Genomic DNA, 26,899 nt, shown 5'->3' with positions numbered 1-26,899 from the left:
AACAGACGCGCTAAACTAAACACATGCAGCTAAACCGTGCAGATATTTTATTAACCTATATTACTTTTTAAAAAAAATTAATAACTTAGACAAATAATTTTTACTATTGCTTAAATTTTAAGGGCCAGCTGTAATCATGAAGCACTAAAAGCATGTTTAGGTGGTGCTTTTTTGGCCATTATCAGGCAGGCGTACAGGATTCAAAGCATTAAGTAAATCTAAAAGCCGTTCCATATCTTAAATTAAAGCCACCTGTTCCTTGCCTTAGAAAGTATGTTCCAATAATATCACACTTAACCCCAATCCAACCCAGATAAATAAACGCATGAAAAACTACCCTGCCTTTTTGCTGCTCTTTCTTTTATTTCCTTTTTTAACCATAGCGCAAACGCCGGCTAAATACAAAGCCCGTATATTACTGGTACCCCTCGACGACCGTCCACCCTGCCTGCAGTTTACCGAGCGCATGGGTTTAATTGGCGATGCCGAAGTAATATCGCCTCCGCGCGAATTGCTGGGCCGTTATACCACAGTGGGCCAATCTGATAAAATTATTAGCTGGTTAAATAAACAAGATTTAAAAACATACGATGCGGCTATTATTGCGCTGGATATGCTGGCATACGGCGGTTTGGTAGGCTCGCGGGTACACCAGGTAAAATCTGAGGTTGCTTTAAACCGGCTGGAGATAATAAGCACTCTGAAAAAAAGAGCTCCCAAACTTTTAATTTACGGCCAGAACGTAATTATGCGCCTGGCTCCTACCGCCGACGGCAAAAACGAAGCTTACCGCGAAAAGCTGGCTAACTGGGCTGAAATTTCGGTAGCCACCGATGCCAAATCAAAAGCTGAAACCGCACAACTGGAAAAGGACATTCCGGCCGAAGGGCTGGCCGATTACAAAAGTGCCCGCGAACGTAATTTAAAAACCAATTTAAAAGCTATTTCGCTGGTACAAGCCGGCATTATGGATTATTTAATTTTGTCGCAAGACGATGCCAAGCCCCATGGTATTCACGTAGCCGATCGTGAAAAATTAATTGCCGAAACCAAGCGGCTGGGCCTGACGCAGAAAATTGCCGTACAGCCGGGTGCCGACGAAGTGGCCATGCTGTTGCTGGCCCGCGCCCTGAATATTCATTTCCAGGTAACGCCTAAAATTAAAGCCGTTTATTCTTCTGAGAATCAGGCCAACGCCGTAATGGCCTTTGAAGATAAACCGCTGCGGCAAACCGTAAGTTACCACATAAAAGCTACCGGTGCCCGCGAAGTAGAAACCGAAGCCGACGCCGATTTACTCTTTTATGTTTTTGCCTCGCGCTTTGAGGCCGGCCGCGCCAAAACCTTTGCGAATGAAATAGAAGCAAGAGTAAAACAAGGCAAGCGGGTAATTGTGGCCGACATCGACCCCAAAGGCAACGTACAAGGCGGCGATACCGATTTTACCATGGCGCTGCAAAAAAAGAATGTGCTGTCGCAGTTAAACGGCTATGCCTCCTGGAATACCGCCGCCAACACCATTGGTACAGCCCTGCCGCAAGGCATTGTTTTTGGCGTGGCGCAAACCAAATTATTAAAAGATAAAAATATTGCCGCCCGCATCTGGACGGCCCAAAACTGGTTTACCCTGCACCGGGTCATCGACGATTATTATTACCACAATTTGGTCCGGGCCCAGGTAAACACCTATTTAAAGCAGCAAAATTCCAGCTCTAATTATTTGCAACCAACTACTGCCCGCGATGCCGAAGCTTATTGTACGAAATTATTGCAAACTGCTTTAAACAACCTGATGCCCGATTATTACAGCAAAGCAGCGAACCAAATCCAGAAAAACGTAAAATGTACCTCGCCGGAAAACTTAAAATTTACGTTACCCTGGAACCGTACTTTTGAAGCCGAAATTGATTTTAACTTAACCTGTAACACAACTAATCAAAAATAACAAACCCGACCTGGAAGGCTTACGCTGGCCATTTGGCTTATACTATTCAGGTTAAACCAATATGCCGGCAGCCAGCCATTTCGGGTTAAAATATTATTTTCAGCACCCCAACAACTATATATTTTCTGGCGCATTGTAAACAACCAGGCTAAAAAACTTATTTTACAACAACTGCCGCAACTTACTTTAGTATGGGGCAAGCTTTAGCACTTGAATTATGCATAAAACGTTTTTTGAAGAACTGAATACCGAAACGGTAAGTGGCGTAGCTTATAAAAATTTAAACCAGAAAAAAGCCATTGTGGCGTACTTTGCCAATGCCGGCAACACCACCATTGCCGACCTGAGCAAAGAACTTAACCTAAGCCCACCCAAGGTAACCAGTTTGCTAAACGATTTAATAAGCGATGGCCTGGTACAAGACCACGGCAAAGTAGATTCTACCGGTGGCCGGCGGGCTAATTTATACGGTTTAGCTCCCGAATCGGGCTTTTTTATTGGCGTTGATGTAAAAAAATACCACCTGAATATGGGCGTATCAAACTTACAGAAAGAGCTTATAAAATATACCGATAAAATTGCTTATAAACTCAACAACAACCGCGAGTCGCTGGAAGAGCTTTGCCACTTAATTAATGCTTTTATAGATGAGTTACCGGTAACCCGCGATAAAATATTAGGTTTAGGCTTAAACCTGAGCGGCCGGATTAATTATGCCACCGGCTATAGTTATAGTTACTTTTATTTTAACGAAGAGCCCCTGAGCAAAATAATAGAATCGAAAGTTGGAATCCGGGTATTCCTGGAAAACGACTCGCGGGCCATGGCTTACGGCGAGTTTAATTCGGGCAATCTATCCGGCGAAAAAGATGTTTTGTTCCTGAACATGGACCACGGCATTGGTCTGGGTATTTTAATTAACGGACAGCTCTATTACGGCAAATCGGGGTTTTCCGGCGAGTTTGGGCATATACCACTTTTCGATAACGAAATAATTTGCCATTGCGGCAAAAAAGGCTGCTTAGAAACCGAAGCATCGGGTGCTGCGCTTACCCGCATGATGCGCGAAAAAATAATGGAAGGCTCCTCTACGGTAATCAGCCGTAAAAAAACGCACCCCGAAGACGTACAACTCGAAGATATTATTAACGCCGCCAACAACGACGATGTAATGGCCATCGAACTCATTGGCAAAATTGGCGAAAAACTGGGCCGCGGCCTGGCCTTATTAATAAATTTATTTAATCCCGAGCTGGTAATATTAGGCGGCAGCCTGGCTGCTACCGAAGATTACATCCGGCTCCCCATCCGGAGTGCTATCAATAAATATTCCTTGAGTTTGCTCAATAATTCAACCCAGCTAAAAATGTCGAAGTTAAAAGAACGCGCCGGGGTAATTGGTGCCTGCCTGCTGGTACGCAACCGTTTACTGACTACTGTTTAAAACCAGAATATTAAACCAAAAACCTACCAAAAATTGCATTTGCTTACGGCGGGGCTTATCTGCCCCGCCCTTAACAGGCATTTAAACCTGGTTTATGGTATAAAAAAGAGCGACTTACAACCTAAACGTTCTAAAATTAAACTTAAAATTGCCCGAGATATATCTTTTTAAAATATTTTCTAATAGAATATTTAATTTAATCTATAACATACAGTTGTGCAACAGGCACATTATCTCAACTGCAACATTGACCTACGCCCCACTATAAAATAAATAGCTTCTTTTTTGTGATTTTCCTTAAGTTCCTGCGAATAATGTAATAAACCTAAATCCTAAAGTGAATCCGGGAGCAGAAAAAGAATGGTTTATCCGAATATTAAAGGAGAATAAGAAAATCCTGTATAAGGTAATTTATGCTTATTGCCGCAGCCCCGAAGACAGAAAAGATCTGGAACAGGAAATTATAATCCAGCTATGGCAATCGCTTAAATCCTTTAAGCAAGATTTTAAATTATCTACCTGGATTTACAAGATAGCTTTAAATGTAGCCATCTCCCATTACCGGAAAGATTCTAAACGAAGTAAAACCAATACCCCGTATAGCGGCAGCATCTTCCAGATAGCCGAAGAAGAAGACTCAGCCGAAGAACACATCCGGAAAATGGAAATTCTGTATAAGTTTATTAACAGGTTAAATAAATTAGACAAAGCCCTGATTATTCTTTACCTGGAGGATAAACCTTACAAAGAAATAGCCGACATTATAGGGCTTACAGAAACCAATGTCGGCACCAAAATAAACCGCATCAAAAAGAAATTGAAAGAAAGTATTTCTACCGTAAATAATTAATTACATGGAACTTGATGATTTGAAGCATAACTGGCAAGCAGAAGACAAGCATTTAGACCATAAAATTAACCTGAATGAAAACCTGCTGCTAAAAATGAATTTAGAAAACACGACCGGAGAGCTTAATAAAATTATTAGTATGTCTTTGTTAGGCCGGAACTTGGCTTTAATTTATTGCCTTGTTTCGATGGCGCTGGCTATATTAATGCTGGAAGAAATTGCCTATAGCATACCGGCTATTGTGGGTAGTTTGGCTATGTTGGGGTCTTTTGTATCGCATCTATCTATAGAGAAACCAGATTACAGGGCCTCGTTGTTGCAATTGCAGAAAGCAATTTGCCAGTTTCGGATTCATACGGCGGCTACCTTTAAATACGACATAGTAATCACGGTCATGTGGATATTAACTTTTCTGCCAATTTGGTTAAGATATTTTTTAGATATACCAATATACCGCGATTTGAAAGGACTATCTATCTTTTGCCTGATTTCTGTTGTTGTGCTTACGCTCGTAGTAGCTTTCAGTCGAAAAAGCTATAAAGAAAATGAGCAAAAATTAAAAAGTACCGAGGCTTTCCTGACCGAAATTATACAATTTGAAGGAAAACATTGAATGCCGCCCATCCATAATAAATAGCTTCTAAGTTGGGTTAAGAACAATTAATCTATATATGCAAAAAATTTACTTCATTTCTATTCTGCTCCTATTTACTGCCTGTGGTCAAACCCAAACGGTTCCGGTTGCGGGAATTAATAACCAGCCGCATTTAAATGCAAAACCAACATCTGCCGCTAACCAAGACAAAGCCGGTGCTAATAGAAAGAATGATTTAGGTTATTCAGATTTAAACGAGAAAGTTTTTGAACTGGGTAGTATAACGCACTTTACCGATACCTGTTCATTTAACTTTGCCTGTGATTGTTGTGCCGGGAACTTGGTTTTTAACCACGATAGTACTTTCTATGTTATTAAGTACTGCACGGGAGATAAAACTTTAACCACTGGGAAATATATTATAGATAAAAACACGCTTACGCTTAGCTTTAGCGGCTTATGTGTTTCCAGGAAGTATAACTGGGAAAATGAATCAGACCCTTCTGCCACCGACTTTTTTATGTCCGATACACTAACAAGTCCCAGTTTATCAACCTACAACACAACCTTGTACAATAATAAAATAAAGCTTACTCAGCGTAACAATAAGGCTGTCGCCATCCAGACCAATGCTAATTATGCCGAATTTATGCAAGTGTTAAAGAATGAACAATTTGCAGAACGGCTTGCAAAAGGTAAAATAGCTACAACCAACCATAACTTTTAAACAGCGCGTTAAAATAAACATCTCAAAAGTCAGATCCTTATCAAGTATTATTTAGAAGGGCTTAACTGCGATATAATGGTATGTAGTGTTTTACCGCCAATACAAGTGCCATTGACAAATAAATTATTATAGACAGACTTGTCTGTATATAATAAAAAGGTACCTTTGCAAAGAAAACAAAAAAGGTATGAGCGCTCCCCGGGAAAGAATACTAGACATTGCTTCGGTTTTATTTCATCAGCAAGGCTATAACAGCACGGGTATTAACCAAATTATCAATGAGGCCAAAGTAGCTAAAGCAAGTTTCTACCAGCATTTTAAATCTAAAGACGATTTATGCATTGCATTTCTAAACACCCGGCACCAGTACTGGTTTAGCGAATTGCAAAAGTTTATAATCAAAGCCCGCAGCCCCAAAGAAAGAATATTGTATACGTTTGATTTTTTAATCTTTATGAATAACAAAGAAGATTACCGGGGTTGTAGCTTTTTAAATATTTTATCGGAGATAGCAAAAGACCAGGAAAATATTCTGCTGGTTATTCAAAACCATAAAACAGATTTAAGGTTGTTTTTTAGCAAAGAAATTAGCGATCCCCTGTTAGCTGCGCACATATATCTTCTCTTTGAAAGTTCCATAATAGAAAGCCAGCTATTTAAATCTAACGAGCTCATCCTGAAATCAAAAGAAATAATTAATAACCTGATTTAATCTTTACTTTATGGAAAAAAGACATCCGTTGCCGCCGTTTACTTTAGAAACCGCCATACAAAAAATTCAGCTGGCCGAAGACGCCTGGAATTCCCGGAACCCAGAAAAAGTGGCATTGGCTTACACCCTTGACAGTGAATGGCGAAACCGGAATTTGTTTATTAACGGCAGAACTGAAATTATCCAGTTTTTAACGCAGAAGTGGGAAAATGAATTATGCTATAAACTTAAAAAACAATATTGGGCCCACTCAGAAAACCGGATTGCAGTAAGGTTTGAATACGAATATAAAAACAAAGCTGAAAAATGGTTTAGAGCCTATGGCAATGAAAATTGGGAGTTCGACGAAAACGGTTTAATGCAAAAAAGATACGCCAGCATAAATGATGTTGAAATAAACGAAGCAGACAGATACTTATAAATATTTTTTTACAACGTTGCTGCGGCAAAAAAACCTAGACCGGTCATTCTGAAAGAATCTTCTGATTAGGTAACCCGTACGATTCTTTCAGAATGACGGATTTGGACTGATTTTACTAAATTTAAACTTACTCTTACTTTCTGGTATTAGTAAGCCAAATTCATGATTTTTAACTAGCGACAGGCAAACTAAAACTAAATACGGCCCCTTCCCCAGCTTCACTTTCAACCCAAATAGCACCGCCCTGGGCATTAATAAATTCTTTGGAAATGGCCAGCCCTAAACCGGTGCCGCTTTTGGGGGTGTCGGCGTTTGGTACCTGGAAGAATTTATCGAAAATGCGTTCTAAATATTGTTTTTCAATGCCCCGGCCAAAATCCTGCACCGAAAATTGGATAAAGCCGCTGGCGGGGCTACGGTAATAATCGGCGCGGATGGTAATGCTGCCACCTTCCGGCGAGTACCGGATGGCGTTGGATATAAAATTAATTAACACCCAGGTGGTTTTTTCCAAATCGGCGTTTACCTGGGGCAAATTAGCGTGCACGGCCATTTCCAGGGTTAATTTCTTTTGCTCTAACTGAACCTGCATGGCCTGGGCGGCATACTGAATCATATCCCAGGGAGCAACGGGCCGGAAATGCAATTGAATATTGCCGGTTTCTACCTGGGCCAAGTCTAACAGTTCGCCGGTAATGCGCAGCAGCCGGTTACTATCGTCGGTAATATGCTGGAGTAAGCTTTGCTGCTCGGGGTTTACCTGGCCAATGCGGGCATCCTGCAATAATTTCACGCTCATTTTAATGGCCGCCAGCGGGGTTTTAAGCTCGTGCGAAATGGTGGCAATAAAATTGGTTTTGGCTAAATCGAGTTCGCGGAAGGGGGTAATATTTTTAAGGATAAGTACCTGCCCGATTGGTTTTTCAGGTTCGTTTTCCGAGGCGGGTAACTTTATGCCGATATTTTCTTTGGTGAAATAACTTTCTTTGCCGGTATTAAATATTTTAAGCGGTGCGGTGGCGTTGCCGGTGAGTAAGGTGCGCAATAAATCGTTTTGCAACGATACATCCGGGGCATATTTCCCCACTAAATCGGGGTGGGATAACCCTAATAGCTGCACGGCTTCGTGGTTGGCAAATAAAATAACCTGCTTTTCATCTAACCCGATAATGGCATCGCTCATGTTGTTAATAATGGTTTCGATGCGGCGCTTTTCAAACATAATCCGGGCCAGGTTACTATGCTCGTATTCGTCTAGTTTGCGGGCCATCTGGTTAAAGGCGTCGGCTAGTTCGCCAAATTCATCCTGGTTGGGGAAGTGCAGGCGTTGGGTATAATTTTTATTCGCAATTTCCTGAATGCTGTGGCTTAGTTCGCGAATGGGATTAGCAATATAGCCCGGAAAATTTAAAATAAAAGTTAAGGTAATCAGTACGCTAATGGTGCCGGTAATTATCAGAAACGTAACTACCCGCTGCGAGGCTTCCTGGGCGGCGGTGCTTTTCCGGATTATGGCCTGCATGTTTACTTCGGTAAGCCGGTATAAATATTGCCGGATTTGATTTGTTTCGGGCGATTTATTGGCCATTGGGTATCTTGCCAATATATTTTTTTGTAGCGAATAAAATTGCTTTCGGATAGTGCCGGTGGCTTCCTTTTCTCCTACTTCGGTAATATTGGCTTCCTGTAAACTTAAATATTTTTGGAAATCAGTTAGCGCCTGGGGCTGGTTTAAAGTATCAGGACTGGAAATTAAATCCAGGGCTTGCAGCATATTTTTACTGTACTCCAGGCTTTCGTAATTATCCTGCAAAATAGCTTTTGATTCGGCGGCTAACCGTTGGGCAAAATAAGCGCCTAAACCAGCCAGCAATATAATAATCGCAAATAAAAAGCTTAACCCGAGGGCAAGTTTAGTTTTAATTTTCATCAGGCCAGAATAATAATATCGGTTTCAGGAGGTAAATTTTGTAATAAGCGGTTAAATAAATTCCGGCCCAGCAGGTGCTGCCAAAAGCTAAAATGCGGCTTGCCCAGGCAGACGGTGGTTATTTTATTTTGCGTGGTCATTTCCACAATAGCTTCGGCAATATTATTACTTTTTATTTTAATTACTTCGGCGCCCAGTTGCGTGGCCAGTTTTAAATTATTAATTAAATGGCGCTGCGCCGCTAAACCAATGGTATCGCCGGCTTCGGCGGTTGTTTGCACGTATAAAACCACCCACTGCGACCGGTAATAAGCTGCTAGCCGCGCAGTTTTCCGGATAATCATTTTAGTAGTTTTCTCGTTGGTGCTGATGCAGGCCATAAATTTTTCGTTGCGCAATTGGCTCGCCACCGGCACTTCGGCTTCTATTTTGCGTTCTACCTGGTGCGCCACCTCTTTTAAAGCCATTTCGCGGAGCTGCAATATTTTTTCAGGTTTAAAGAAGTTTTGCAGCGCGGTTTCTACTTTGCTTTGGTCGTAAATGTTGCCTTCGCGCAGCCGGGTTATCAGTTCATCGGCGGTCAGGTCAATATTTACCACTTCATCGGCCAGTTGCAGCACCCGGTCGGGCACCCGTTCTTTTACTTCAATGCCGGTAATGGCTTCCACTTCTTCGTTCAGGCTCTCGATGTGCTGAATATTTACGGCACTGATAACCGATATACCGGCTTCTAATATTTCGAGCACATCTTGCCAGCGCTTTTCGTTTTTAGAACCGGCCAGGTTGGTATGCGCCAGTTCATCTACCAGCACTACTTCGGGACGCATATTTAAAATGGCCTGCAAATCCATTTCCGCCATTTCTTTGCCCCGGTAAAAAAGCTGGCGGCGGGCAATTTCGGGCAATCCGGCTAGTAAAGCGTGGGTTTCGGGACGGCGGTGGGTTTCTATATAACCAATTTGCACGTTAATGTGGTTGCGCAGCAGGGCGTGGGCTTCCTGCAACATGCGGTACGTTTTGCCCACGCCGGCGCTCATGCCCAGGTATATTTTAAATTTCCCGCGCCGCGATTGCTTTATTAAATCCAGGAAATATTGCGCCGATTGCTCTTTTTCCACTTGTTTAGTCCCTTTAGAAAGAAATGGCCAGGCCGGTGGTAATGGCGGTATTTTCGTTTACCAGGTTATTCTGGCGCGTAAATATTGCCTCTTTACTATCTAATAACCGACCTTCCAGGCGTAGCAAAACATTGGTGGCCGGGGCATAATCGAGGTTAAGGGAGTAACCGCTGGTTTTAAATCCGTTGGCCGTATTGGTGGCAATAATGACACCTTTGGGGTCGTGGTAATATTCGGCGCGGGCGCCTAAACCTAGTTTCTGGGTAAAGTTATAATGCAGCAATAAAGTAGGGTTATACCAGATATTATAAGAAGCGGAGTTTAGTTTTTCTTCCCAGCCAATATCAAAGCCGGTAGCCAGTTTAAAGTTATCGCTTAGTTGAAAGGTGCCGTAAATATCGTGGAAATAGCGCCGTTGTTTAGCATTATCGGGTTTCTCGTTACCGAAAAAAGTGCTCCAGTTTAATAAGATGGTAGAAGTTGGTTTAAACTGAATTTGCGTGCCCAAAGCTTTATTGTTATTGCCTTCGGGTTCGCGAATATTTTGCCAGCCATTTAAAACCAGGGCTGTAAATAGCCATTTGGTACCCGCTTCGTAGGTTAGTTTGGCCCCGCTTTCGTAATAAGGCGTGTTTTCGGCACTTAAGCTGCGGGTTAAGGTAAAATTATCTTTTGATACGGCGCTTTCCAGGCCAATATGCGAACCAAAAATACCGGCATCCAGCCACAAATTAGGCGCTAATTTAACCCCGGCATTGGCTTCAAAAATATTCTTAAGCAAATCCTGTTCGGCGGCTAAATTATATTGGGCGTAGGTACCAGCCATTAAAGCCAAATTGCCGCGAATATTTTCGGAACTGTAAGCCGCTTTCAAAAAAGCTAAATTTACATTAAATTCATGATGCCGATTGTGGTTGTATAAAAAGCCGGGACGTTCGTGATTGGTTGGTTTATTAAAATCATAGGTGTAATAAATATCGGCAAAGCCACTGAGGGTAATATTTTTTTGAGTACCCACAGAATCGGTCTGGGCGAAGCTTGTAATGGAAATAAAGGATAACAGGAATATATAAAGTGTTTTCATCTTTGATTGAGGTAGAAATAGTTGTTGGTTACTGGATTTGTTTAGCGTTTAAAATATTAGAAAGGCTGCCCTTGCCGGTTGTTTTCACCGGCAAGTAATCTGGTTATAGGTAATAAATTGGCGGTGATAACACCACCAATGGCGGCTGAAGTAAGCATTAGCCAGATTATTTTATAGTTGATTTTTTACATTTCTGGCTCGAGCGTCCTCGCTCGTGTCTGCCTATTAAGCAGGCCTCTGGCCTGTATAAATATTACAGCATCATCCTGAGCTTATCGAAGGATTTAAGTCTTATCGCCATGTTCGGTATTTCTCGACAGGCTCGAAATGACAAATATTTATTAAATATTCACAGCGGCCAGAGGCCGGAAAATAATATTCACGAGCGAGGACGCTTGCGAAAGAATATTTACTTTTTTGCCAGGGGTGCGGCTTCATCCAAAGCGATATTTAGTTTTAGTACGTTGATTTTTTCGGTGCCCAGGAAACCCAGTAAAGGCGCTTCGGTATGTTTTTGCACGAGTTCTTTTACCTGAGTAGCGGGTATATTCCGGGCGGCAGCAATGCGGTTTATTTGCACCGTAGCGGCCGCCACCGATAAATGCGGGTCCAGGCCGCTGCCCGAAGCCGTTACCAATTCGCTGGGTACTTCTTCGCGTTTTACCGTTGGGTTTTGCAATAAAAAGGTATCGATGCGGGCTTTTACCAGGGCTAAATATTCGGGGTTGGCGGGGCCTTTGTTAGAACCACCCGAGCCAGCGGCATTATACGTTACGGCACTCGGGCGGCCCTGAAAATATTCGGGTTTTGTAAAGTGCTGACCAATATTTTCGTAGCCGATTACTTTTCCGTTCCGGGAAATGGTGACGCCGTTGCCCTGGCCGGGACTAAGTTTGCCAATGCCTGCCACCACCAGCGGGTACAGCACACTGCACATAAGCAGCAGAACCAGGGATAATTTTAAAGCGGGCAATAAATAAGTTTTCATGTTGTATATATTTTTAAATTTTTAGACGCGGAAGAATGATTTCGCCTCCCGCTAACTTCCTCCAAAGGAGGATTTTTTAGATGTAATAAATGTCAGAAACTGTCCCCTTGAGGGGACTACAGGGGTGTTCTTTATTATTTAATATTAATAACACCCCTCTTAATCTCCCCTCAAGGGAGAGTTTTCACAGTACTTAACAAAGCTGCCCCAAAGAACTTAACTCTATCGCGAGCGTCTTCGCTCGTGATGATTATCGTCCGGCCTCTGGCCGCTACGAATATTTAATATTTACTAGTTTATTATAGTGGCCGGAGGCCAGCGGCATAAAAGACACGAGCGAGGACGCTCGCGCCAGTTTTCTTAATAACTTCATAATTTTATATAAATAAGGAAACTGCCATATCAATTATTTTTATCCCGAGGAAGGGAATAATAACCCCGCCCAAACCATAATACAACAGGTTGCGGCGCAGCAAAGCACTGGCCCCGATGGGTTTGTAAGCCACGCCTTTTAAAGCCAGCGGAATTAAAAAAGGTATAATAATCGCGTTAAAAATTACGGCCGATAAAATAGCACTTTCGGGGCTGCTCAGGCGCATAATATTTAAACCTTGCAAAGCCGGAATAGCCGCAATAAACAAAGCCGGAACAATGGCAAAATATTTGGCTACGTCGTTGGCGATAGAGAAAGTAATGAGCGTGCCGCGGGTCATGAGCAACTGTTTCCCGATTTCTACAATTTCAATCAGTTTAGTCGGGTCGTTGTCTAAATCTACCATGTTGCCGGCTTCTTTGGCGGCCTGGGTGCCGCTGTTCATGGCTACGCCTACATCGGCCTGGGCCAAAGCGGGCGCATCGTTGGTGCCGTCGCCCATCATGGCCACCAGTTTGCCTTGCGCTTGTTCGGCTTTAATGTAATTCATTTTATCTTCGGGTTTGGCTTCGGCAATAAAATCGTCTACGCCCGCTTTTTCGGCAATAAATTTGGCAGTTAAGGGGTTATCGCCGGTTACCATTACGGTTTTTACGCCCATCTTGCGCAAGCGCTCAAATCGTTCCGAAATACCGGTTTTAATAATATCCTGTAATTCAATTACGCCCAGCACGTTTTCGTTTTCGGTTACCACCAGCGGCGTGCCGCCATTGCTCGATATTTCTTTTACTTTAGTTGCAATATCTTCGGGAAATGGGTTGCCGGCTTTTTCCGATAAATTTCGCATGGCATCAAACGCGCCTTTCCGGATGCGGGTACCGTCGGGCAAATTCACGCCGCTGCTCCGGGTTTCGGCGGTAAAAGGCACAAAGGCAGTTTCGGGGAGTTGGGTTTTGTTTACCGAACTCAAATTAGTGCGCATCCCGGCCAGTTCCACAATCGATTTTCCTTCGGGCGTGTTATCGGCTAAAGAACTTAAAAAGCTGGTGCGAATAAAATAGGCTTCGTCGTGGCCCTGACGGACGTAAAAATTAGTGGCTTTGCGGTTACCAATGGTAATGGTGCCGGTTTTATCCAGGAGCAGCACGTCAATATCGCCGGCGGTTTCTACGGCTTTCCCCGATTTGGTAATCACGTTGGCCCGCAGTGCCCGGTCCATGCCCGCAATACCAATGGCTGATAATAAACCGCCAATAGTAGTCGGGATTAAACACACAAAAAGTGAAATAAGGGCAGCAATGGTAATGGGCGTTTGGGCGTAATCGGCGAAAGGTTTTAGGGTAACGCACACAATCACGAACACCAGCGTAAAACCGGCCAGCAAAATAGTTAAGGCAATTTCGTTGGGTGTTTTCTGGCGACTGGCGCCTTCTACCAGGGCAATCATTTTATCTAAAAAACTTTCGCCGGGCTGGGTGGTTACGGCTACTTTTATGCTATCGGATAAAACTTTGGTACCACCCGTTACGCTCGATTTATCGCCGCCCGCTTCCCGGATTACCGGGGCGCTTTCGCCGGTTATGGCGCTTTCATCAATGGTGGCTAAGCCGGCAATAATTTCGCCGTCCGTCGGGATTAATTCACCGGCTTTCACCAAAAATATATCGCCTTTTTTGAGCTGTGAAGACGAAATATTTTTTTGCGAACCATCGGGCAATATTACCAGGGCCGGTGTTTCTTCGCGGGTTTTGCGCAAGCTGTTGGCCTGGGCTTTGCCCCGCGCTTCGGCAATGGCTTCGGCAAAATTGGCAAACAGCAAGGTTAAAAATAAAACCAGGAATACCGTAAAATTATACCCGAACGTGCCCTGAGTTTTATCGGGGTTAATCAATACGCCGATGCTGACCAGCAACATAATAAACGTACCTATTTCTACGGTAAACATAACCGGGTTGCGGAACATACTTTTGGGATTTAGTTTTACAAAGGCTTGTTTCAGCGCTTCGCCCATTAGTTCCTTTTGAAATAAATTGGTATTGAGAGAACTCATTTTTTCTGAATAATTTTAGATAAATATTTTAATGGCCCCACCGGGGAATGACGGAGCCGGGCGTTAATAAAGTGAAAAATATTCGGCGAGCGGCCCGATAACCAAAGCCGGGAAAAACGCCAGCGCGGCAATAATCATAATCACGGCAAAGGTCATGATGCCAAAGGTGCCGGTATCGGTGCGCAGCGTGCCGGCGCTTTCCGGAATATATTTTTTATTCGCCAGTAAACCCGCAATCGCTACCGGACCAATAATGGGCAGGAAACGGCCCAGGATTAAAATAAACCCGGTAACCACATTCCAGAATAGATTATTATCGCCCAAACCTTCAAAGCCAGACCCGTTATTGGCGGCCGCCGATGTATTTTCGTAGAGCATTTCCGAAAAGCCATGAAAACCAGGATTATTTAACCAATTGGCGGGTTGCACGGCCCAGGCGGCTTGCGGATAGTTTACAAAAGTCCAGGCCGATAAAGCGGTGCCCACTAAAATCAGGAACGGGTGCAGCAGGGCAATTAAAACGGCTATTTTCATTTCGCGGGCTTCTATTTTATGCCCCAGAAACTCCGGCGTGCGGCCCACCATCAGCCCCGAGATAAACACGGCAATAATCAGGTAAATAAAATAATTGAGAATACCCACGCCGCAGCCGCCGTAAAACGCGTTGGTCATCATGGCCAGGAGTTGCATCAAGCCCGAAACCGGCATAAAACTATCGTGCATGCTGTTTACCGAACCCGTAGAAATAATGGTGGTAACGGTGCTCCAGTAAGCCGAGGCCGTGGCGCCAAACCGGATTTCCTTGCCTTCCATATTGCCCATTTGCTGCGCAATGCCCATTTGTTCTATCGCCGGATTACCGTCGGTTTCGGCAATAATGGTCGGGAATAAAAACAACAGGAAGCCCGCCGTCATGACGCCGTAAATAACCCAGGCCAGTTTTTTGCGGTTCAGGTAAAAGCCCAGGGCAAATATTAAAGCCAGCGGAATAAGTACCTGCGCCACCATTTCGGTCATGTTGGTCAGGTAATTAGGATTTTCCAAAGGATGCGCTGAGTTCACGCCAAACCAGCCGCCGCCGTTGGTGCCCAGGTGTTTAATGGCAATCATGCCGGCCGCCGGGCCCCGTGCAACCTGTACGCTATCGCCTTGCACGGTAACCAAACTATCTTTGCCGGCAAAACTGGTGGGCGTACCGTTAAAGGCCAGAACAGTAGCTACTACCAAACAGAGCGGTATTAAAATACGGGTAGTTGCTTTTAATAAAATATCGAAAAAGTTACCCAGGTTTTGGATAGTACGTTCGCGTAAGGCATTAAATACCACAATTAAAGCCGCAATACCCGTAGCCGCCGACACAAACTGTAAAAAGGTAATAACGCCCAACTGCGATAAATACGTGAGGCCGCTTTCGCCGGAATAATGCTGTAAATTACAGTTTACCAAGAAGCTAATGGCGGTGTTAAACGCTAAATCGGGTGTCATGGACGGGTTGCCATCGGGGTTCAGGAACAGGCTGCCTTGCGTTACCAAAATTACCAGTGCGTACACAAACCAGAGCATATTTATGGTGAGCAGCGCAACCAGGTGTTGTTTCCAGTTCATGTGGCGGCGGGCATCGATGCTGGAAAAGCGCAGAATAGCCCGCTCTACTGGCGCCAGAAAATCCAGGAACGTGCGTTCGCCTTTAAAAGCGTTAGCAATGTATTTGCCGAGCGGAATGGCCAGTACCAACGTAAGGCCGTAGGTTATAATTATGCTGAGGAGTTCAGTATTCATGTTTTGAGGAATTGCAGGTTAAAATTTTTCGGGCCGGAGTAACACGTACACCAGGTACCCAAACACGGCCAAAGCCAGGAAAAACAAAAGTGTCATCATGATGGGGCCGTGGTTAAATGTGCTCGAAATAAGACACGGTTTTAAAAAACAGCCCGAAACAGGCCAGACCGGCAAAAAGCAAAAGCGGGGTTAAGAGTAAGTCCATATTCTAATTTTTATTTTAGTATGAACCTCCTTTGCCAATTGCTGTGCCAGCGGGGAATATTGGCCTTTATGCTGTTTTTATTGAATTGAATATCAGTGTATTATTTTGCTGTGCTGATATTTAGGGGATTGCAGGGAAAAAGAAAACCCTTCCGTTTTGGAAGGGTTTTGTCGTTCTGGGAGGGGTTTATTTAAAATTAAACTAATCACGCCTTTTTAAAATATGATTAAAATACCGCCAACTATTTCTAGCAAAAAAGGTTTCTATTTCTTTAGGTTGAAATCCTGTTTCACTAAGGATAACGATAATCATTAGAACTTTTAATTTCTCAGATAAATGAAACAGCTCTTCGCCGTGACAAGCCCTTTCTTTTAAATGAATATTAAAGTGAGTAAGATAGTTTCTAGTAATAGTTGTTTTATTAATTATGCTTTTAATTTCATCTTTTGATATTACAATTTCAGATAAAGGTTTTATCCTAAATTCTTTAAATAATTCAGATAATCTTTTTCTCAAATTAGGCTCATATCTATATTCAAGTTTCTCAATAATCCATTCTTTCTGTTCTTGAGTTAATCTTAAAAGGATTGGATTTAATACTTTATCAAATTCTACTTTCAAAGTTTCTGAATTTTCCTTTACTCTCCTATGATAAATTTCAAGTGCCTGAACTATATGTAAGAATCTGCTTTCTAAATGTAGCGTTTGGTTTGAAAATGTCTCAAAGAGTACATCCATAACTGGTGAAACAGTTTCTTTTAAAAGAAACCACTTTTGTATGATAGATTCAAAATTTTCAGAAATATCCTTGTAATTAAACAAAAAGTCATGAGCATTTAGCTTGTTTATCTTTGTATTAAAAGATGAATTAGAATAATAAAATTTTATTGGCAATTCGTATTTTGTTCCATTTCTTAATTCAGAAGTTTGAAGTTTTGAGAAAAAAAACATTTCAATAACATTCACATCATTAAATATACCAAGGCTTACAAACAATTTAAAATGAATTAAATTTTTAAAAAATTCCAAATAGCTTTTCTCTTCTTTAGAAATTAAATTAAATTCAGTTATCTGATTAATTGAAAAATCTGGCCCTGGAGACAAGTTTGTATTGTAAGAAAAAGTAAATTCTCCCTTTAATTCTTCATTAATAGTAAATTCAACATTGTTTGGTATATTAAATTTTGCTGTTATCTCTTTAGTAGTTGTATTTATTTGCTTCTCGAATCCATATATATTAATCCATTCTGCAAATTTTGATATTTTTGATTTTAGTTTATAAAATTTAATATCTTGTAAATTAAAAAAATGTAATCCCTCAAAAAAGCAACTCACTATATAAATAGAAGTTGCAATACCTGGAAAACCAATCGAACTAGTTAATCTACTACAATTAACTAGTGTAATATTCTTTCCTTTAGTAGTAAAGCCTAAAATTATATCTAACTTTCTAGAAGAATCAATAATATCTTCAAAAGCACCAGTTATATCAAGTATAATTCTACCTTCAGGCTCATAAACTAAATTACCTTCAATTTCCTCATCCCTTCTATTTGGTAAAAACCAAATACCTTTAAATTCAATTCTTTCTGTCATTTTTTAAGTGCTGTTACTTAACTGTTTATCAAAGAAACTGCTTAGAATTTTATTATATGGATAGAACGGCTGCCCTTAATATGTTTTTTCACCAGCAAGTAGTCAGGCAGAATCTAGCTCCATTAGTGGTAATAACACCCAAATAGAGCTAGATTCTGTTCGAAACAGAAATACTAAACAGCCTCCAACATTAAGAAGTAAAAAAGATGTTTAAAAAGCAATTAAGATTGTAATAAAATAGTCGCTCATTCCTGTATATCTAATAAGTTTGTGCATAAGTCAGAAAATATTTATTCAAGTACATATCACAACTAATTGACAAAGCTTCCAAGCTGAGTGATAGTATTTAACATTCTTACTTTTCTTAAAAACGTTTCTAATCCCCCAACTTATACTCCTGAATTTTCCTATACAAAGTCGTTAAGCCGATATTCAAGAGGCGGGCGGTTTCGGTTTTATTGTTGTGGGTGTAGGCCAGTACTTTCTGGATGTGCTGCTTTTCGATGGTTTCTAAGGCAAAGGCGGTTTGGGTTGGTTGCGCGGTAGCGTATCTGATTTCGAGGGGCAACTGGTCGGCGGTTAGTTCATCGGTGTCCGTCAGGATTACGGCGCGTTCCAGCACGTTTTTCAGTTCCCGGATATTGCCTTTCCAGGGGTGCTGGTGGAGCGGCTCCAGGAAACCGGCGTGCATGTTGGTTACTTTTTTATTTGTTTTACGGGCAAAATATTCCAGGAAATAGCGGGCCAGCAAATCAATATCTTTGGGGCGGTCGCGCAAAGCCGGCAAGGTAATCTGGAAAACCGATAAGCGGTAATACAAATCGAGCCGGAAGTGGCCGGTTTCGCTCTCGGCGAGCAGGTTGCGGTTAGTGGCGGCAATAATGCGGGTGTTTACGGTGGTGGGTTTGGTATCTCCTACTTTCAGGAATGTGTTGTTTTCGAGTACGCGTAATAATTTGGCCTGCAAATCGAGGGGCATTTCGCCCATTTCGTCTAAAAACAAAGTGCCTTCGTGGGCTTCTTCCAGCAAACCAATTTTATTTTTTACGGCCCCGGTAAAAGCGCCGGCTTTGTAACCAAATAATTCGCTTTCTAATAAATCTTTGGCAAAGGCGCTGCAATTTACGGCTACAAAAGCTTTATGGCGGCGGGCGCTCTCGTTATGAATGGCCTGGGCAAAAACCTCTTTACCGGTACCGGTTTCGCCTAATAACAAAACGGCCGTATCGGTGGCCGCCACTTTTTGGGCTAAGGCCACGGCCTCCCGAAAAGCGGGCGTGTGGCCAATAATATTGTTAAAATAGTGTTGTTGCCCGCCGGGCGGTTGGGTTTGCTGCGTTTGTTGCTGCCATAAGGCTTTTTCCAGGGCCCGGCTTACCAGCGGTATTATTTTATCGTTGTCGTCGCCTTTAGTTATATAATCGAAAGCCCCGTTTTTTATGGCCCGCACGCCATCCGGAATGGTGCCATACGCCGTGAGCACAATTATTTCAATGTGCGGGTACGTTTGTTTTATTTTCGCGGTCAGCTCCACGCCGTTTATATCGGGTAGCTTTACATCGCTGAGTACTACCTGCACCGGTTCTGTTTCCAGCACTTTTAAGCCGGCTTTGGCAGTACGCGCTTGTAAAATTTTATAGCCTTCCAGTTCTAAAATCCGGGCCAGCAAGCCGCGCAATTTGTCTTCGTCGTCGATGATAAGGATGGTTCCCATTGGCCCAAGTAAGCAGATATGTTTGGCAATATTAATTACTCTGCGGTAAAAGTATTTTCTTTCGCCGGATTAAATTATAAACCGCGCCAGTTCTGGCGCCGGCTTTGGCTGTTGCAGCTATATTTCTTTGGCTTTAGGTATTAGCGCTGGGCTTTATTATTGCTACCCCTGGTATTTAGTTATTGCCATAAGCTAGCCAAAAAGCTAACTAAAAACTGCCGAGTTATGCGGGAACATACTTACCCCAGCGGCCAGAGGCCGGCAGATATCTTCACCAGCGGGACGCTGGCGAGCGCGTGAGTGAATATGCATTGATCGTTTTATTTGGGTATACTATTTAAGCGTAGTTGTTTTTTAAATTATTGGGTTACGCTGAAAACGGGTGGAAACAAAAAAAGTAAATGGCTTACCGGGTGCAACGCCTGGGGCTTGGTTATCTCTGCAGGCGAAAGGCACCGCTGTTTATGGCCTCGATTACCGCCGTTAAGGTTTCGGTGGGGCTTTGTCCGGCTGTTTGGAGCACGTGCGGTTCCAGGTCGCCGAGCAGAGAGAGTTGGTGGTGGAGGGCGGCGATTGGCTCAGGATCGGTTAAGGTATTGCCGCCCCGTTTTTGGCAGCGCTGGATGGCAACGGGCAGCGGCGGCCGCAGCACGATGTAATGCAAAGGCACCTGAAGCGCCCGGAACGGCGGCAAGAACCAGGGCCCGATAATGCCGTCGAGCAGAACAAAATAGCCGCCCTGGGCATAGGCTTCGGCCGCCCGCGCAAGAACATCCATAACCACGCCGTTTTGTTGGTGCGCTTCGGGTAAATAGGGCGCTATGGCCCCGTGTTTAATAAAATGCCAGAAGTCGTCGGCGTGCAGGTGTACTTTGGGGCAACCGGGCAATTGGGCCAGGGCTTGCGCGGTGGTGGTTTTGCCGGCCCCGGGCGTACCGGTCAGGATAAGTATTTCGCCGGCAAGCGCAAACAACTGGGTGCTGCGTGTGTTTAAGTCTTCTTTCATGGGGTACATTTATGCCTGCGCTTACCACGGGTAGCTATTGCACAACTACCCGAATTAAATTCTAAGATAACCTTTTTGGCCCGGCAGGGCTTTTAAAAATCTAAAATTAAACCGGCACATAACCAAAAATATTAAATTAACGACAAAGCAGTAAAGTGTACTTAACAAACAACCGCCTCACCTATCGCTTACTGTTACCTGTGCGGGCAATTAAATGCTTATCCATATTTAATATTTAGTTTAGGCTTAACAGTAAGCACACCTGGTTTGGGTTAAATATTGCGCAAAACAGATTGGTTTTAAAGCTGGTTCAGGAGGTTATCTATATCTTTTTCGGGCATAAAATAATCTAGCGCAAAACGAAGCAGACTTTATGCTTTCTACTTTTAAAAAGCACCCAATAGCTTTATCGGCCTTTTGCATTTTTGTACTGCTTGGGCTACATCTCTTTTGCTTTAGTTATCAAACTAAATATATTTCCGCCGGAATGGCTAGCGTTGGTTACGGCAAAGCGGTTGCTTATACGTTCTTTTTCCTTCTGTTCATAACCGCTATATTTATTACCACCGTATTGCTGCCGGTTATTTTTGATAAACAGGAAAGATATTTTTTTTTTAAATTAATTATCGCCTTGTTAGTACCAGCTACTTTGGTTTACGCGATATTTATATAGAAAAGCTGTTTAGTGTTTTGCAAATGGCGTTAACATTGGCCCTTGCCGCGTGTTTTCACCGGCAAGCAGTGGGGAAAAAACTAAAAGATGGGCAGTGATAACCCCTTAGCCGTCCGGTTAAGGAATATTTTAGAATAATTTACGATTGATCGCGCTAGCTTTTAGCTGATGTGTTGTTATAAAAGTAAGTTTTAACTTTCTGCCAGTCTAAAACTAGCCATTATCAATAGGCGCAAGTTACGCTTCGCTAAACTTGCGCCAGCTCGAGTAAACCTAAACTTTTACTAAGTATCCAGACAAAATCAGATTGGTATATTTTAAACTTTATAAAAATGGCCACAGAAATCATCACGACAACCCCCGACTGCGAAATTGTAAGTTCCAGAATAGTAAATGCCTCCCCAGAGCTGGTGTTTGCCGCCTGGACCGACCCAAACCATTTAAAAAATTGGTGGGGCCCCGCAGGCTTTAAGAACACTTTCCACGAGTTCGACCTGCGGCCCGGTGGTAAATGGCGTTTTACAATGCACGGCCCCGACAAAGGCAATTATCAGAACGAATGCGAATTTATACAAATAGATAAACCCAGCTTTATTGCCTGGCAACGTATTTCTAAACCATTGTTTCAGGTAGTAGCCACCTTTGCAGAAGTTACCCAGGGCAAAACTAAAATTGTTTTTAAAATGCTTTTTAACTCAGCCGAAGAATGCCGCAAGGTAAAAGCATTTGCCGTAGACAAAAACGAAGAAAATTTTGACCGACTAGAAAATGAATTAATTAAAATTGCTTCAGCGGTAAACTAAAACCGTTGGCCAGCAGCACACCTACTGAACCGCTATGCCAAGCTAAAAGTTTTAGTCGTCGATTGTGCTGGTTCTGTCCGGGTTAATTTATATAAGTTTGGGGCAGGCTGATAAATTAGTAAAAGTATCGAACAGCTTGAAAAGACTTCTGAATAAAGAGCAACACAGGTTAAAAAAGATGTCTTTGCTTTACCTGATTACTTTCTAAGCAGAAGATTCTTTCTGAATAACTCGCGTATTATACTTGGTTTCTTATAGCTAACTTACGTTAACTTATACGTTTCCTAGCCTTTTTTAACGTATTTGGTTAGAATTACAATGGTTTGCTCGTTTATTTTGCCTTCAATTTGTTCGGAATTACCCGGCACTAACCGGATGCGTTTTACAATGGTGCCTTTAGATGCGGTAAAATTGGTACCTTTTACATTCAGGGCCTGGGTTAAAACAACATTATCTCCGTTTTCGAGCGTATTACCAAAAGCGTCTTTATGCACATCGGCTACGGCAAAAGCATGCATGGCCCACTGCACAGTATTTTCATCAAGGTCGACCGCGCTCATGACGTTACTGGCCCAAGCCTGGTCTTTATAAGCATACAACAATCTGTAACTTAATGCCTGTACACTCGGTTCCGGGTTCCAGATGCTTCCTTCCAGGCAACGCCAATAATCGGCTTTATTACTTTCCGGAATGGCTTGCACACAAGTATCGCACAAAGCCACCTGGTTCTGAATAACATCTTCTGTTTTAGGGCTTACCGTATATTCATGTACCGCCGGCTGGCTGTTGCATAGTTCGCACACGCCCTGGCAACGCTCATTTAGTTTCTCACTTATGGCCATTTAAATATTTTTAATTTTGCCAAAAGTACCAATAAGGAAACAGATTTATATTAGTTTGCCAAAAGATATTAAGTACAAGCCGGCTTAAGGCAAAACCGAATGCCCAACCAAGGATTTATAAAATAATGGCTTTCGGGCCAAGGCTCTGTTATTTATTTATCTATCAAGCGATAATAAACCAATGGCTAAACAGCCGCAAAGGCCGCATACCCGCACTTTGCAAATTCCTGCTATGGATGTATACCATAATTTCTTCAGTTCTGGGCTTAAAGAGAATAAGCACCAAGTGGTATATGGCACGGGCACGCCTCACCCGGGTCTTATTTCCCTGGCCTCTGGCCGCTATACACTTGCCCGCTGCTTATTTTTTAAGAATAATAGTGGTCAGAGCCCGGTAGAAAGCCTCACCAGCGGGACGCTGGCGAGAGCACTGGATTAAGCGCACTATCGATTTAATATCGATATTATTAATATTTTAACCAGCTTACCTTACGCAAATCTGATAAAACAACAGCTAACATGAGAAAAATAATATTAGACCTGGCCGTAACCCTGGATGGTTTTATTGAAGGACCAAACGGAGAAATTGATTGGTGTATTATGGACGATGATATGGGATTAGATCGTTTCCTGGCCGGTATCGATACCATTTTTTACGGCCGGGTAAGCTATGATATGTGGGGAAATTACCAGCCGGAACCTACCGCCACCGAAACGGAAAAGCAACTCTGGGCCAACGTACACGCAAAACAAAAAGTTGTTTTTTCCAGCCAGCCCGGCAATGATGATAAAGCGATTTATATTACTGCGGATATAGCGCAAAAAGTGGCAGAAATTAAAAACACCCCGGGCAAAGATATTTGGCTTTATGGCGGGGCCAAACTCATTACCACTTTTATTCAGTTGGGCTTAATTGATGTTTACAGAGTGGCGGTACACCCTACTGTTTTAGGTGCGGGCAAACCCTTGTTCCAGGATATTAAAAACCGAATTAACCTCCATTTACTGGATACCAAAATATTTAAATCGGGGGTGGTTCAGTTAATATACAGGCCGGTTTAAAAACTTTTCCCCTGCGGCAAAAGGGGAATACCCCTTATGTCGCTGTTATTAGAGCCTGTTTAAATTTTATTAAACGATTAAAAAAGCGGAATAAAATGGCTACTTTCTCCCATTAACCGCCGTCATTCCGGAAGAATCTTATGCGTTACCTAATCAGAAGATTCTTCCGGAATGACGGATTTTGACTGATTCTACTAAATTTAAACTTACGCTTAAATGAAAAGTTTATTAACTATCTTGGTTAGCTTTCTGCTCTTTCATTTATTCTTTTCTTTTGCTCTAGTTAGGTAAAAGGACAAATACCAATAAACAGGAAAATGTGAGCTAAATCTTAAGCGTTTTTCTGAACCTGTTTAGTATACTTCAAAAACAGCTAAAGCGCCATGGGTGGTGTTATCACCGCCCATTATTTAATTGCCGAACCCATACTCCCCTATTTATGAATCAGAACGCATATATTTTTGGCATATTCTTTTTTGGTTTAGCGGTGCTTTGTGGTTTATTCCAGAGCATTGTTCATCTATGGGTGGGTAACGAAATGATTTTCCTGCAATCGTTTGGCAGTTGGTTTTTAGCCGTCAATCTGGTTAACTTGGCCGGCACTTTTTTCCTGCTAAAATATTTGCACGCGCATAAATTTAAACTGGCCTTTACTAGTGGGTTAATGGCGGCCCTCTTTAACCTGGCTCAGGTTATTTTTATGTACGTTATTTTAATAACCGTTGCCCGGGAATTATACCCGTACAATGCCTTTTTTACCTTGCTGGCTCTGGTTGCAGCACTTGTATTTGCCGGTAGCCTGGTTTTTACCCAAGCCGGTAAAAGCCCCTGGTTAAAGCCCGCCGGGGTGCTTATGCTCTTTACCAATTTTGCTTTAATTATCATTATTATTAGTAGCCTGCTCGTTCGCGATGTTTCGTTAGCTATTACCCTCGATAAATTATCGCGGTGGGTTGTATTGGTCAGCACTTTTATTCCGGTGTTTTTTATCCTGAACTTCCGGAGAGGGTTAAGCGGGCAAGAAGCTGCTAAAGTCCTTCCGCCGCAGAAAGACCCCTGGGAATTATGGCTGGGTGCCGCCGGCATACTAGCTTTAATGGCCGTTTTTTATTTTGGATTAAATATATACCATGCTAGTTACTGGAATTTGAACTGGCGAAAAAAAGGCCCGGAACAAGCCCGGCAACTGGCCAAAGCTTATGAGGCCCGCACCTTTGTAAATAGCCACGGCGACACCTTGCATTATTTATGGATGAAGCCTGTGGATTACCAGCCCGAAAAAAAATATCCGTTGGTTGTTTGTTTGCACGGTGGTACCTGGGGCGTGCAACCCGCCGAACGGCACCTGGAGGTACCGGAACCGGCTCCATTTTTAGCTACCCCCGAAAACAGAAAAAAATACCCGGCCTTTTTGTTTTTGCCCCAATGTCCGGTTGGCCAAAGCTGGGGCGGTATTCCCCAAATTCCGGCCGCCGATTCGTTGGTGATGCAAACCATAAAAGCCCTGGAAGCAGAATTTAGGATAGATACCACCCGGCGTTATGTAGCCGGTGGTTCGGGCGGTGGTTACGGGTCGTGGCATTTAATTGGCACCCGCCCCAAAATGTTTGCGGCCGCCATTCCGTTTTGCGGCGCGGGCAACCCCGATTTAGCCCCGAATATGGTTGATGTACCGGTGTGGGCTTTTCACGGCAGCGTAGACAGAAACGTGCCGGTAAGTGGCTCGCGCCAAATGGTAGCGGCTATCCAAAAAGCAGGCGGCCAGCCGCGCTACACCGAGTTCCCCAACGTAGGTCATAACGTTTGGCCCCACATCGCGAAAACGCCCGGCGTACTCGATTGGCTTTTTGCCCAGCAACGAGATTAAATAAAGTACCAACATTACCAAGCTAGCGTCGTTTTTAAAGACGGGGTAAGTATTTATTTAACCGGCGCCTAAATATCCAAAATTTGCGCTCCGCTTTATTCTTTATAAATTCGGGCCATTGGCGCTATACCGGCAATTTATCTTACCGCTGCACCAAACGGGGTATTTGAAAGATAAATAAGTTAGATTTAGGTATTTGAAAACCGGAAGTTTTGGTCAATCATCATGCACTATCAGCTACTTAAACCCAATGCCAATCTCCGGCATTTAATCCGTTTCTTTTGGGTGTTTGAAGCCGACCTCACCGAAAGCAATCCGTATGAGCACACGTACACGGCTTCCGTTTTTCCGAAACTGGCCTTTCAGTACAGAGGCGTAATGCACCTACAGCAACCGGCTACTCTACCCGAAGCAGCTTTTACCTGCGGCTTTCAGGCCCAATCGAACCAGGCGGGGCTGATGCGCACCCAGCAGAAAGCCGGAATATTTGGCGTTTATTTTTTTCCGCAGGCCATTCCTATTTTGTTTTCCATTCCTGCCAGCGCCATAACCAACTACCATATTTCGCTAACCGACTTGCTGGGCAAACCTGGCCAAGAACTGGAAGAAAAAATGTTAACGGCCAAAAGCACCGCCGAACGGCTACAGATTATTACGGCTTTCCTGGAAAAACAACTCGTCCAATCAACGCTTAGCTACTCGCCCACCCTAAATACCATCCATTATATTCTTAACCGGCAAGGACTCATAAATATTGAGCAGTTTGCGGCCGATAATTTTTTATCTACGCGGCAGTTCGAAAGAAAATTTAAAAATTATACCGGCTTCAGCCCCAAATTATTTTCCCGGATTGTCCGGTTTGAGCACAGCATATCGGCTTACCTCAACAGCAATTTATCTTTAACCGAAGTGGCGTATGCCTGCGGCTATTACGATCAGTCGCATTTTATCAAAGATTTCCGGGAGTTTTCAGGGCAGCACCCCAGCGCCTATTTCCGCGCAGACCTTTCTATGTTCCGAACATCCGGGTAATGTCGGATACTTACAATTTTGGCGTTTAACCGCCGCCTATCTTTGCCCTGTAATATTTTATAAGTCCGTAAAGTAGTATGGGC

The 26,899-nt window shown here is 43.1% G+C and carries 23 protein-coding genes; 12 read left to right on the top strand and 11 right to left on the bottom strand.

All coding sequences use genetic code 11. The features are described 5' to 3' along the window. The first annotated feature begins 325 nt into the window (after window positions 1-325). The 7 genes from ACO1R6_RS19390 to ACO1R6_RS19360 all read left to right on the top strand — a co-directional run bounded on the left by ACO1R6_RS19390 (window position 326) and on the right by ACO1R6_RS19360 (window position 6,694). Complete coding sequence (locus ACO1R6_RS19390) at window positions 326-1,945, top strand: DUF4127 family protein (RefSeq protein ID WP_486266749.1); 1,620 nt, start codon at window positions 326-328, stop codon at window positions 1,943-1,945. Window positions 1,946-2,162: 217 nt separating this feature from the next. After that, entirely contained in the window at window positions 2,163-3,389 is a 1,227-nt protein-coding gene (locus ACO1R6_RS19385) for an ROK family transcriptional regulator (RefSeq protein WP_486266747.1), read from the top strand. A gap of 337 nt (window positions 3,390-3,726) precedes the next feature. Further along, on the top strand, window positions 3,727-4,239 hold the full coding sequence (locus ACO1R6_RS19380) for an RNA polymerase sigma factor (protein WP_486266745.1): 513 nt from the start codon (window positions 3,727-3,729) through the stop codon (window positions 4,237-4,239). Window positions 4,240-4,243: 4 nt separating this feature from the next. Beyond that, window positions 4,244-4,852: a hypothetical protein gene (locus ACO1R6_RS19375; protein ID WP_486266744.1), complete on the top strand. Its 609-nt coding sequence runs from the start codon at window positions 4,244-4,246 to the stop codon at window positions 4,850-4,852. A 58-nt stretch (window positions 4,853-4,910) separates the two neighbouring features. After that, window positions 4,911-5,561, top strand: a complete 651-nt coding sequence (locus ACO1R6_RS19370; protein ID WP_486266743.1) for a hypothetical protein — start codon at window positions 4,911-4,913, stop codon at window positions 5,559-5,561. A 187-nt stretch (window positions 5,562-5,748) separates the two neighbouring features. Continuing rightward, window positions 5,749-6,273, top strand: a complete 525-nt coding sequence (locus ACO1R6_RS19365) for a TetR/AcrR family transcriptional regulator (protein ID WP_486266742.1) — start codon at window positions 5,749-5,751, stop codon at window positions 6,271-6,273. A 10-nt stretch (window positions 6,274-6,283) separates the two neighbouring features. Then, complete coding sequence (locus ACO1R6_RS19360) at window positions 6,284-6,694, top strand: DUF1348 family protein (protein WP_486266741.1); 411 nt, start codon at window positions 6,284-6,286, stop codon at window positions 6,692-6,694. 169 nt (window positions 6,695-6,863) lie between these two features. Here ACO1R6_RS19360 and ACO1R6_RS19355 read toward each other — a convergent pair whose 3' ends face one another. The 10 genes from ACO1R6_RS19355 to ACO1R6_RS19310 form a co-directional block, all read right to left on the bottom strand. Then, a complete protein-coding gene (locus ACO1R6_RS19355; RefSeq protein WP_486266740.1) occupies window positions 6,864-8,624 on the bottom strand; it encodes a HAMP domain-containing sensor histidine kinase in 1,761 nt (586 codons plus the stop codon). Continuing rightward, window positions 8,624-9,742: a sensor protein KdpD gene (locus ACO1R6_RS19350; RefSeq protein WP_486266738.1), complete on the bottom strand. Its 1,119-nt coding sequence runs from the start codon at window positions 9,740-9,742 to the stop codon at window positions 8,624-8,626. Before ACO1R6_RS19350 ends, ACO1R6_RS19355 begins: the two co-directional genes overlap by 1 nt. 13 nt (window positions 9,743-9,755) lie before the next feature. After that, entirely contained in the window at window positions 9,756-10,826 is a 1,071-nt protein-coding gene (locus ACO1R6_RS19345; protein ID WP_486266737.1) for a porin, read from the bottom strand. A 409-nt stretch (window positions 10,827-11,235) separates the two neighbouring features. Further along, on the bottom strand, window positions 11,236-11,814 hold the full coding sequence (locus ACO1R6_RS19340) for a K(+)-transporting ATPase subunit C (protein WP_486266736.1): 579 nt from the start codon (window positions 11,812-11,814) through the stop codon (window positions 11,236-11,238). A gap of 377 nt (window positions 11,815-12,191) precedes the next feature. Then, complete coding sequence (gene kdpB / locus ACO1R6_RS19335) at window positions 12,192-14,237, bottom strand: potassium-transporting ATPase subunit KdpB (protein WP_486266735.1); 2,046 nt, start codon at window positions 14,235-14,237, stop codon at window positions 12,192-12,194. A gap of 63 nt (window positions 14,238-14,300) precedes the next feature. Continuing rightward, window positions 14,301-16,016, bottom strand: coding sequence for a potassium-transporting ATPase subunit KdpA (gene kdpA / locus ACO1R6_RS19330; protein WP_486266734.1), 1,716 nt, complete (start codon window positions 16,014-16,016; stop codon window positions 14,301-14,303). A gap of 18 nt (window positions 16,017-16,034) precedes the next feature. Further along, window positions 16,035-16,190, bottom strand: coding sequence for a potassium-transporting ATPase subunit F (locus tag ACO1R6_RS19325; protein ID WP_228466631.1), 156 nt, complete (start codon window positions 16,188-16,190; stop codon window positions 16,035-16,037). Between the two features lie 232 nt (window positions 16,191-16,422). Continuing rightward, entirely contained in the window at window positions 16,423-17,817 is a 1,395-nt protein-coding gene (locus tag ACO1R6_RS19320) for an ApeA N-terminal domain 1-containing protein (protein WP_486266732.1), read from the bottom strand. 376 nt (window positions 17,818-18,193) lie between these two features. After that, window positions 18,194-19,531, bottom strand: a complete 1,338-nt coding sequence (locus ACO1R6_RS19315; RefSeq protein WP_486266730.1) for a sigma-54-dependent transcriptional regulator — start codon at window positions 19,529-19,531, stop codon at window positions 18,194-18,196. Window positions 19,532-19,964: 433 nt separating this feature from the next. Beyond that, on the bottom strand, window positions 19,965-20,537 hold the full coding sequence (locus ACO1R6_RS19310; protein ID WP_486266729.1) for an ATP-binding protein: 573 nt from the start codon (window positions 20,535-20,537) through the stop codon (window positions 19,965-19,967). A gap of 1,005 nt (window positions 20,538-21,542) precedes the next feature. Here ACO1R6_RS19310 and ACO1R6_RS19305 point away from each other — a divergent pair. Then, window positions 21,543-22,013, top strand: coding sequence for an SRPBCC family protein (locus ACO1R6_RS19305; RefSeq protein WP_486266728.1), 471 nt, complete (start codon window positions 21,543-21,545; stop codon window positions 22,011-22,013). Between the two features lie 284 nt (window positions 22,014-22,297). Here ACO1R6_RS19305 and ACO1R6_RS19300 read toward each other — a convergent pair whose 3' ends face one another. Further along, on the bottom strand, window positions 22,298-22,855 hold the full coding sequence (locus ACO1R6_RS19300; protein ID WP_486266727.1) for a PhnA domain-containing protein: 558 nt from the start codon (window positions 22,853-22,855) through the stop codon (window positions 22,298-22,300). Between the two features lie 181 nt (window positions 22,856-23,036). On the opposite strand from ACO1R6_RS19300, the gene ACO1R6_RS19295 reads away from it, so the two are divergent. From ACO1R6_RS19295 to ACO1R6_RS19280, 4 genes are all read left to right on the top strand, one after another. Then, window positions 23,037-23,294: a hypothetical protein gene (locus ACO1R6_RS19295; RefSeq protein WP_486266726.1), complete on the top strand. Its 258-nt coding sequence runs from the start codon at window positions 23,037-23,039 to the stop codon at window positions 23,292-23,294. An 80-nt stretch (window positions 23,295-23,374) separates the two neighbouring features. Then, window positions 23,375-23,917 carry a dihydrofolate reductase family protein gene (locus ACO1R6_RS19290; RefSeq protein WP_486266725.1) on the top strand — a complete coding sequence of 181 codons (543 nt, stop codon included), beginning with the start codon at window positions 23,375-23,377 and terminating at the stop codon, window positions 23,915-23,917. Between the two features lie 439 nt (window positions 23,918-24,356). After that, window positions 24,357-25,784 (top strand): carboxylesterase family protein, encoded by a 1,428-nt coding sequence (locus ACO1R6_RS19285; RefSeq protein WP_486266724.1) that lies wholly within the window; start codon window positions 24,357-24,359, stop codon window positions 25,782-25,784. 225 nt (window positions 25,785-26,009) lie between these two features. After that, window positions 26,010-26,816: a helix-turn-helix domain-containing protein gene (locus ACO1R6_RS19280; RefSeq protein ID WP_486266723.1), complete on the top strand. Its 807-nt coding sequence runs from the start codon at window positions 26,010-26,012 to the stop codon at window positions 26,814-26,816. Window positions 26,817-26,899 lie beyond the last annotated feature (83 nt).

This window comes from Adhaeribacter sp., from assembly GCF_057359045.1.
The sequence above is the reverse complement of the archived record's forward strand: the minus strand, read 5'-3'. Positions and strand labels throughout refer to the sequence as shown.

Bases quoted from the DNA above. Each gene is read 5' to 3' on its own strand.
- ACO1R6_RS19365 (WP_486266742.1), top strand. From the start codon at position 5,749: ATGAGCGCTCCCCGGGAAAGAATACTAGACATTGCTTCGGTTTTATTT.
- ACO1R6_RS19280 (WP_486266723.1), top strand. From the start codon at position 26,010: ATGCACTATCAGCTACTTAAACCCAATGCCAATCTCCGGCATTTAATC.
- ACO1R6_RS19295 (WP_486266726.1), top strand. From the start codon at position 23,037: ATGGCTAAACAGCCGCAAAGGCCGCATACCCGCACTTTGCAAATTCCT.
- ACO1R6_RS19370 (WP_486266743.1), top strand. From the start codon at position 4,911: ATGCAAAAAATTTACTTCATTTCTATTCTGCTCCTATTTACTGCCTGT.
- ACO1R6_RS19390 (WP_486266749.1), top strand. From the start codon at position 326: ATGAAAAACTACCCTGCCTTTTTGCTGCTCTTTCTTTTATTTCCTTTT.
- ACO1R6_RS19360 (WP_486266741.1), top strand. From the start codon at position 6,284: ATGGAAAAAAGACATCCGTTGCCGCCGTTTACTTTAGAAACCGCCATA.
- ACO1R6_RS19315 (WP_486266730.1), bottom strand. From the start codon at position 19,531: ATGGGAACCATCCTTATCATCGACGACGAAGACAAATTGCGCGGCTTG.
- kdpB (WP_486266735.1), bottom strand. From the start codon at position 14,237: ATGAGTTCTCTCAATACCAATTTATTTCAAAAGGAACTAATGGGCGAA.
- kdpA (WP_486266734.1), bottom strand. From the start codon at position 16,016: ATGAATACTGAACTCCTCAGCATAATTATAACCTACGGCCTTACGTTG.
- ACO1R6_RS19345 (WP_486266737.1), bottom strand. From the start codon at position 10,826: ATGAAAACACTTTATATATTCCTGTTATCCTTTATTTCCATTACAAGC.
- ACO1R6_RS19305 (WP_486266728.1), top strand. From the start codon at position 21,543: ATGGCCACAGAAATCATCACGACAACCCCCGACTGCGAAATTGTAAGT.
- ACO1R6_RS19300 (WP_486266727.1), bottom strand. From the start codon at position 22,855: ATGGCCATAAGTGAGAAACTAAATGAGCGTTGCCAGGGCGTGTGCGAA.
- ACO1R6_RS19340 (WP_486266736.1), bottom strand. From the start codon at position 11,814: ATGAAAACTTATTTATTGCCCGCTTTAAAATTATCCCTGGTTCTGCTG.
- ACO1R6_RS19375 (WP_486266744.1), top strand. From the start codon at position 4,244: ATGGAACTTGATGATTTGAAGCATAACTGGCAAGCAGAAGACAAGCAT.
- ACO1R6_RS19320 (WP_486266732.1), bottom strand. From the start codon at position 17,817: ATGACAGAAAGAATTGAATTTAAAGGTATTTGGTTTTTACCAAATAGA.
- ACO1R6_RS19285 (WP_486266724.1), top strand. From the start codon at position 24,357: ATGAATCAGAACGCATATATTTTTGGCATATTCTTTTTTGGTTTAGCG.
- ACO1R6_RS19385 (WP_486266747.1), top strand. From the start codon at position 2,163: ATGCATAAAACGTTTTTTGAAGAACTGAATACCGAAACGGTAAGTGGC.
- ACO1R6_RS19355 (WP_486266740.1), bottom strand. From the start codon at position 8,624: ATGAAAATTAAAACTAAACTTGCCCTCGGGTTAAGCTTTTTATTTGCG.
- ACO1R6_RS19290 (WP_486266725.1), top strand. From the start codon at position 23,375: ATGAGAAAAATAATATTAGACCTGGCCGTAACCCTGGATGGTTTTATT.
- ACO1R6_RS19310 (WP_486266729.1), bottom strand. From the start codon at position 20,537: ATGAAAGAAGACTTAAACACACGCAGCACCCAGTTGTTTGCGCTTGCC.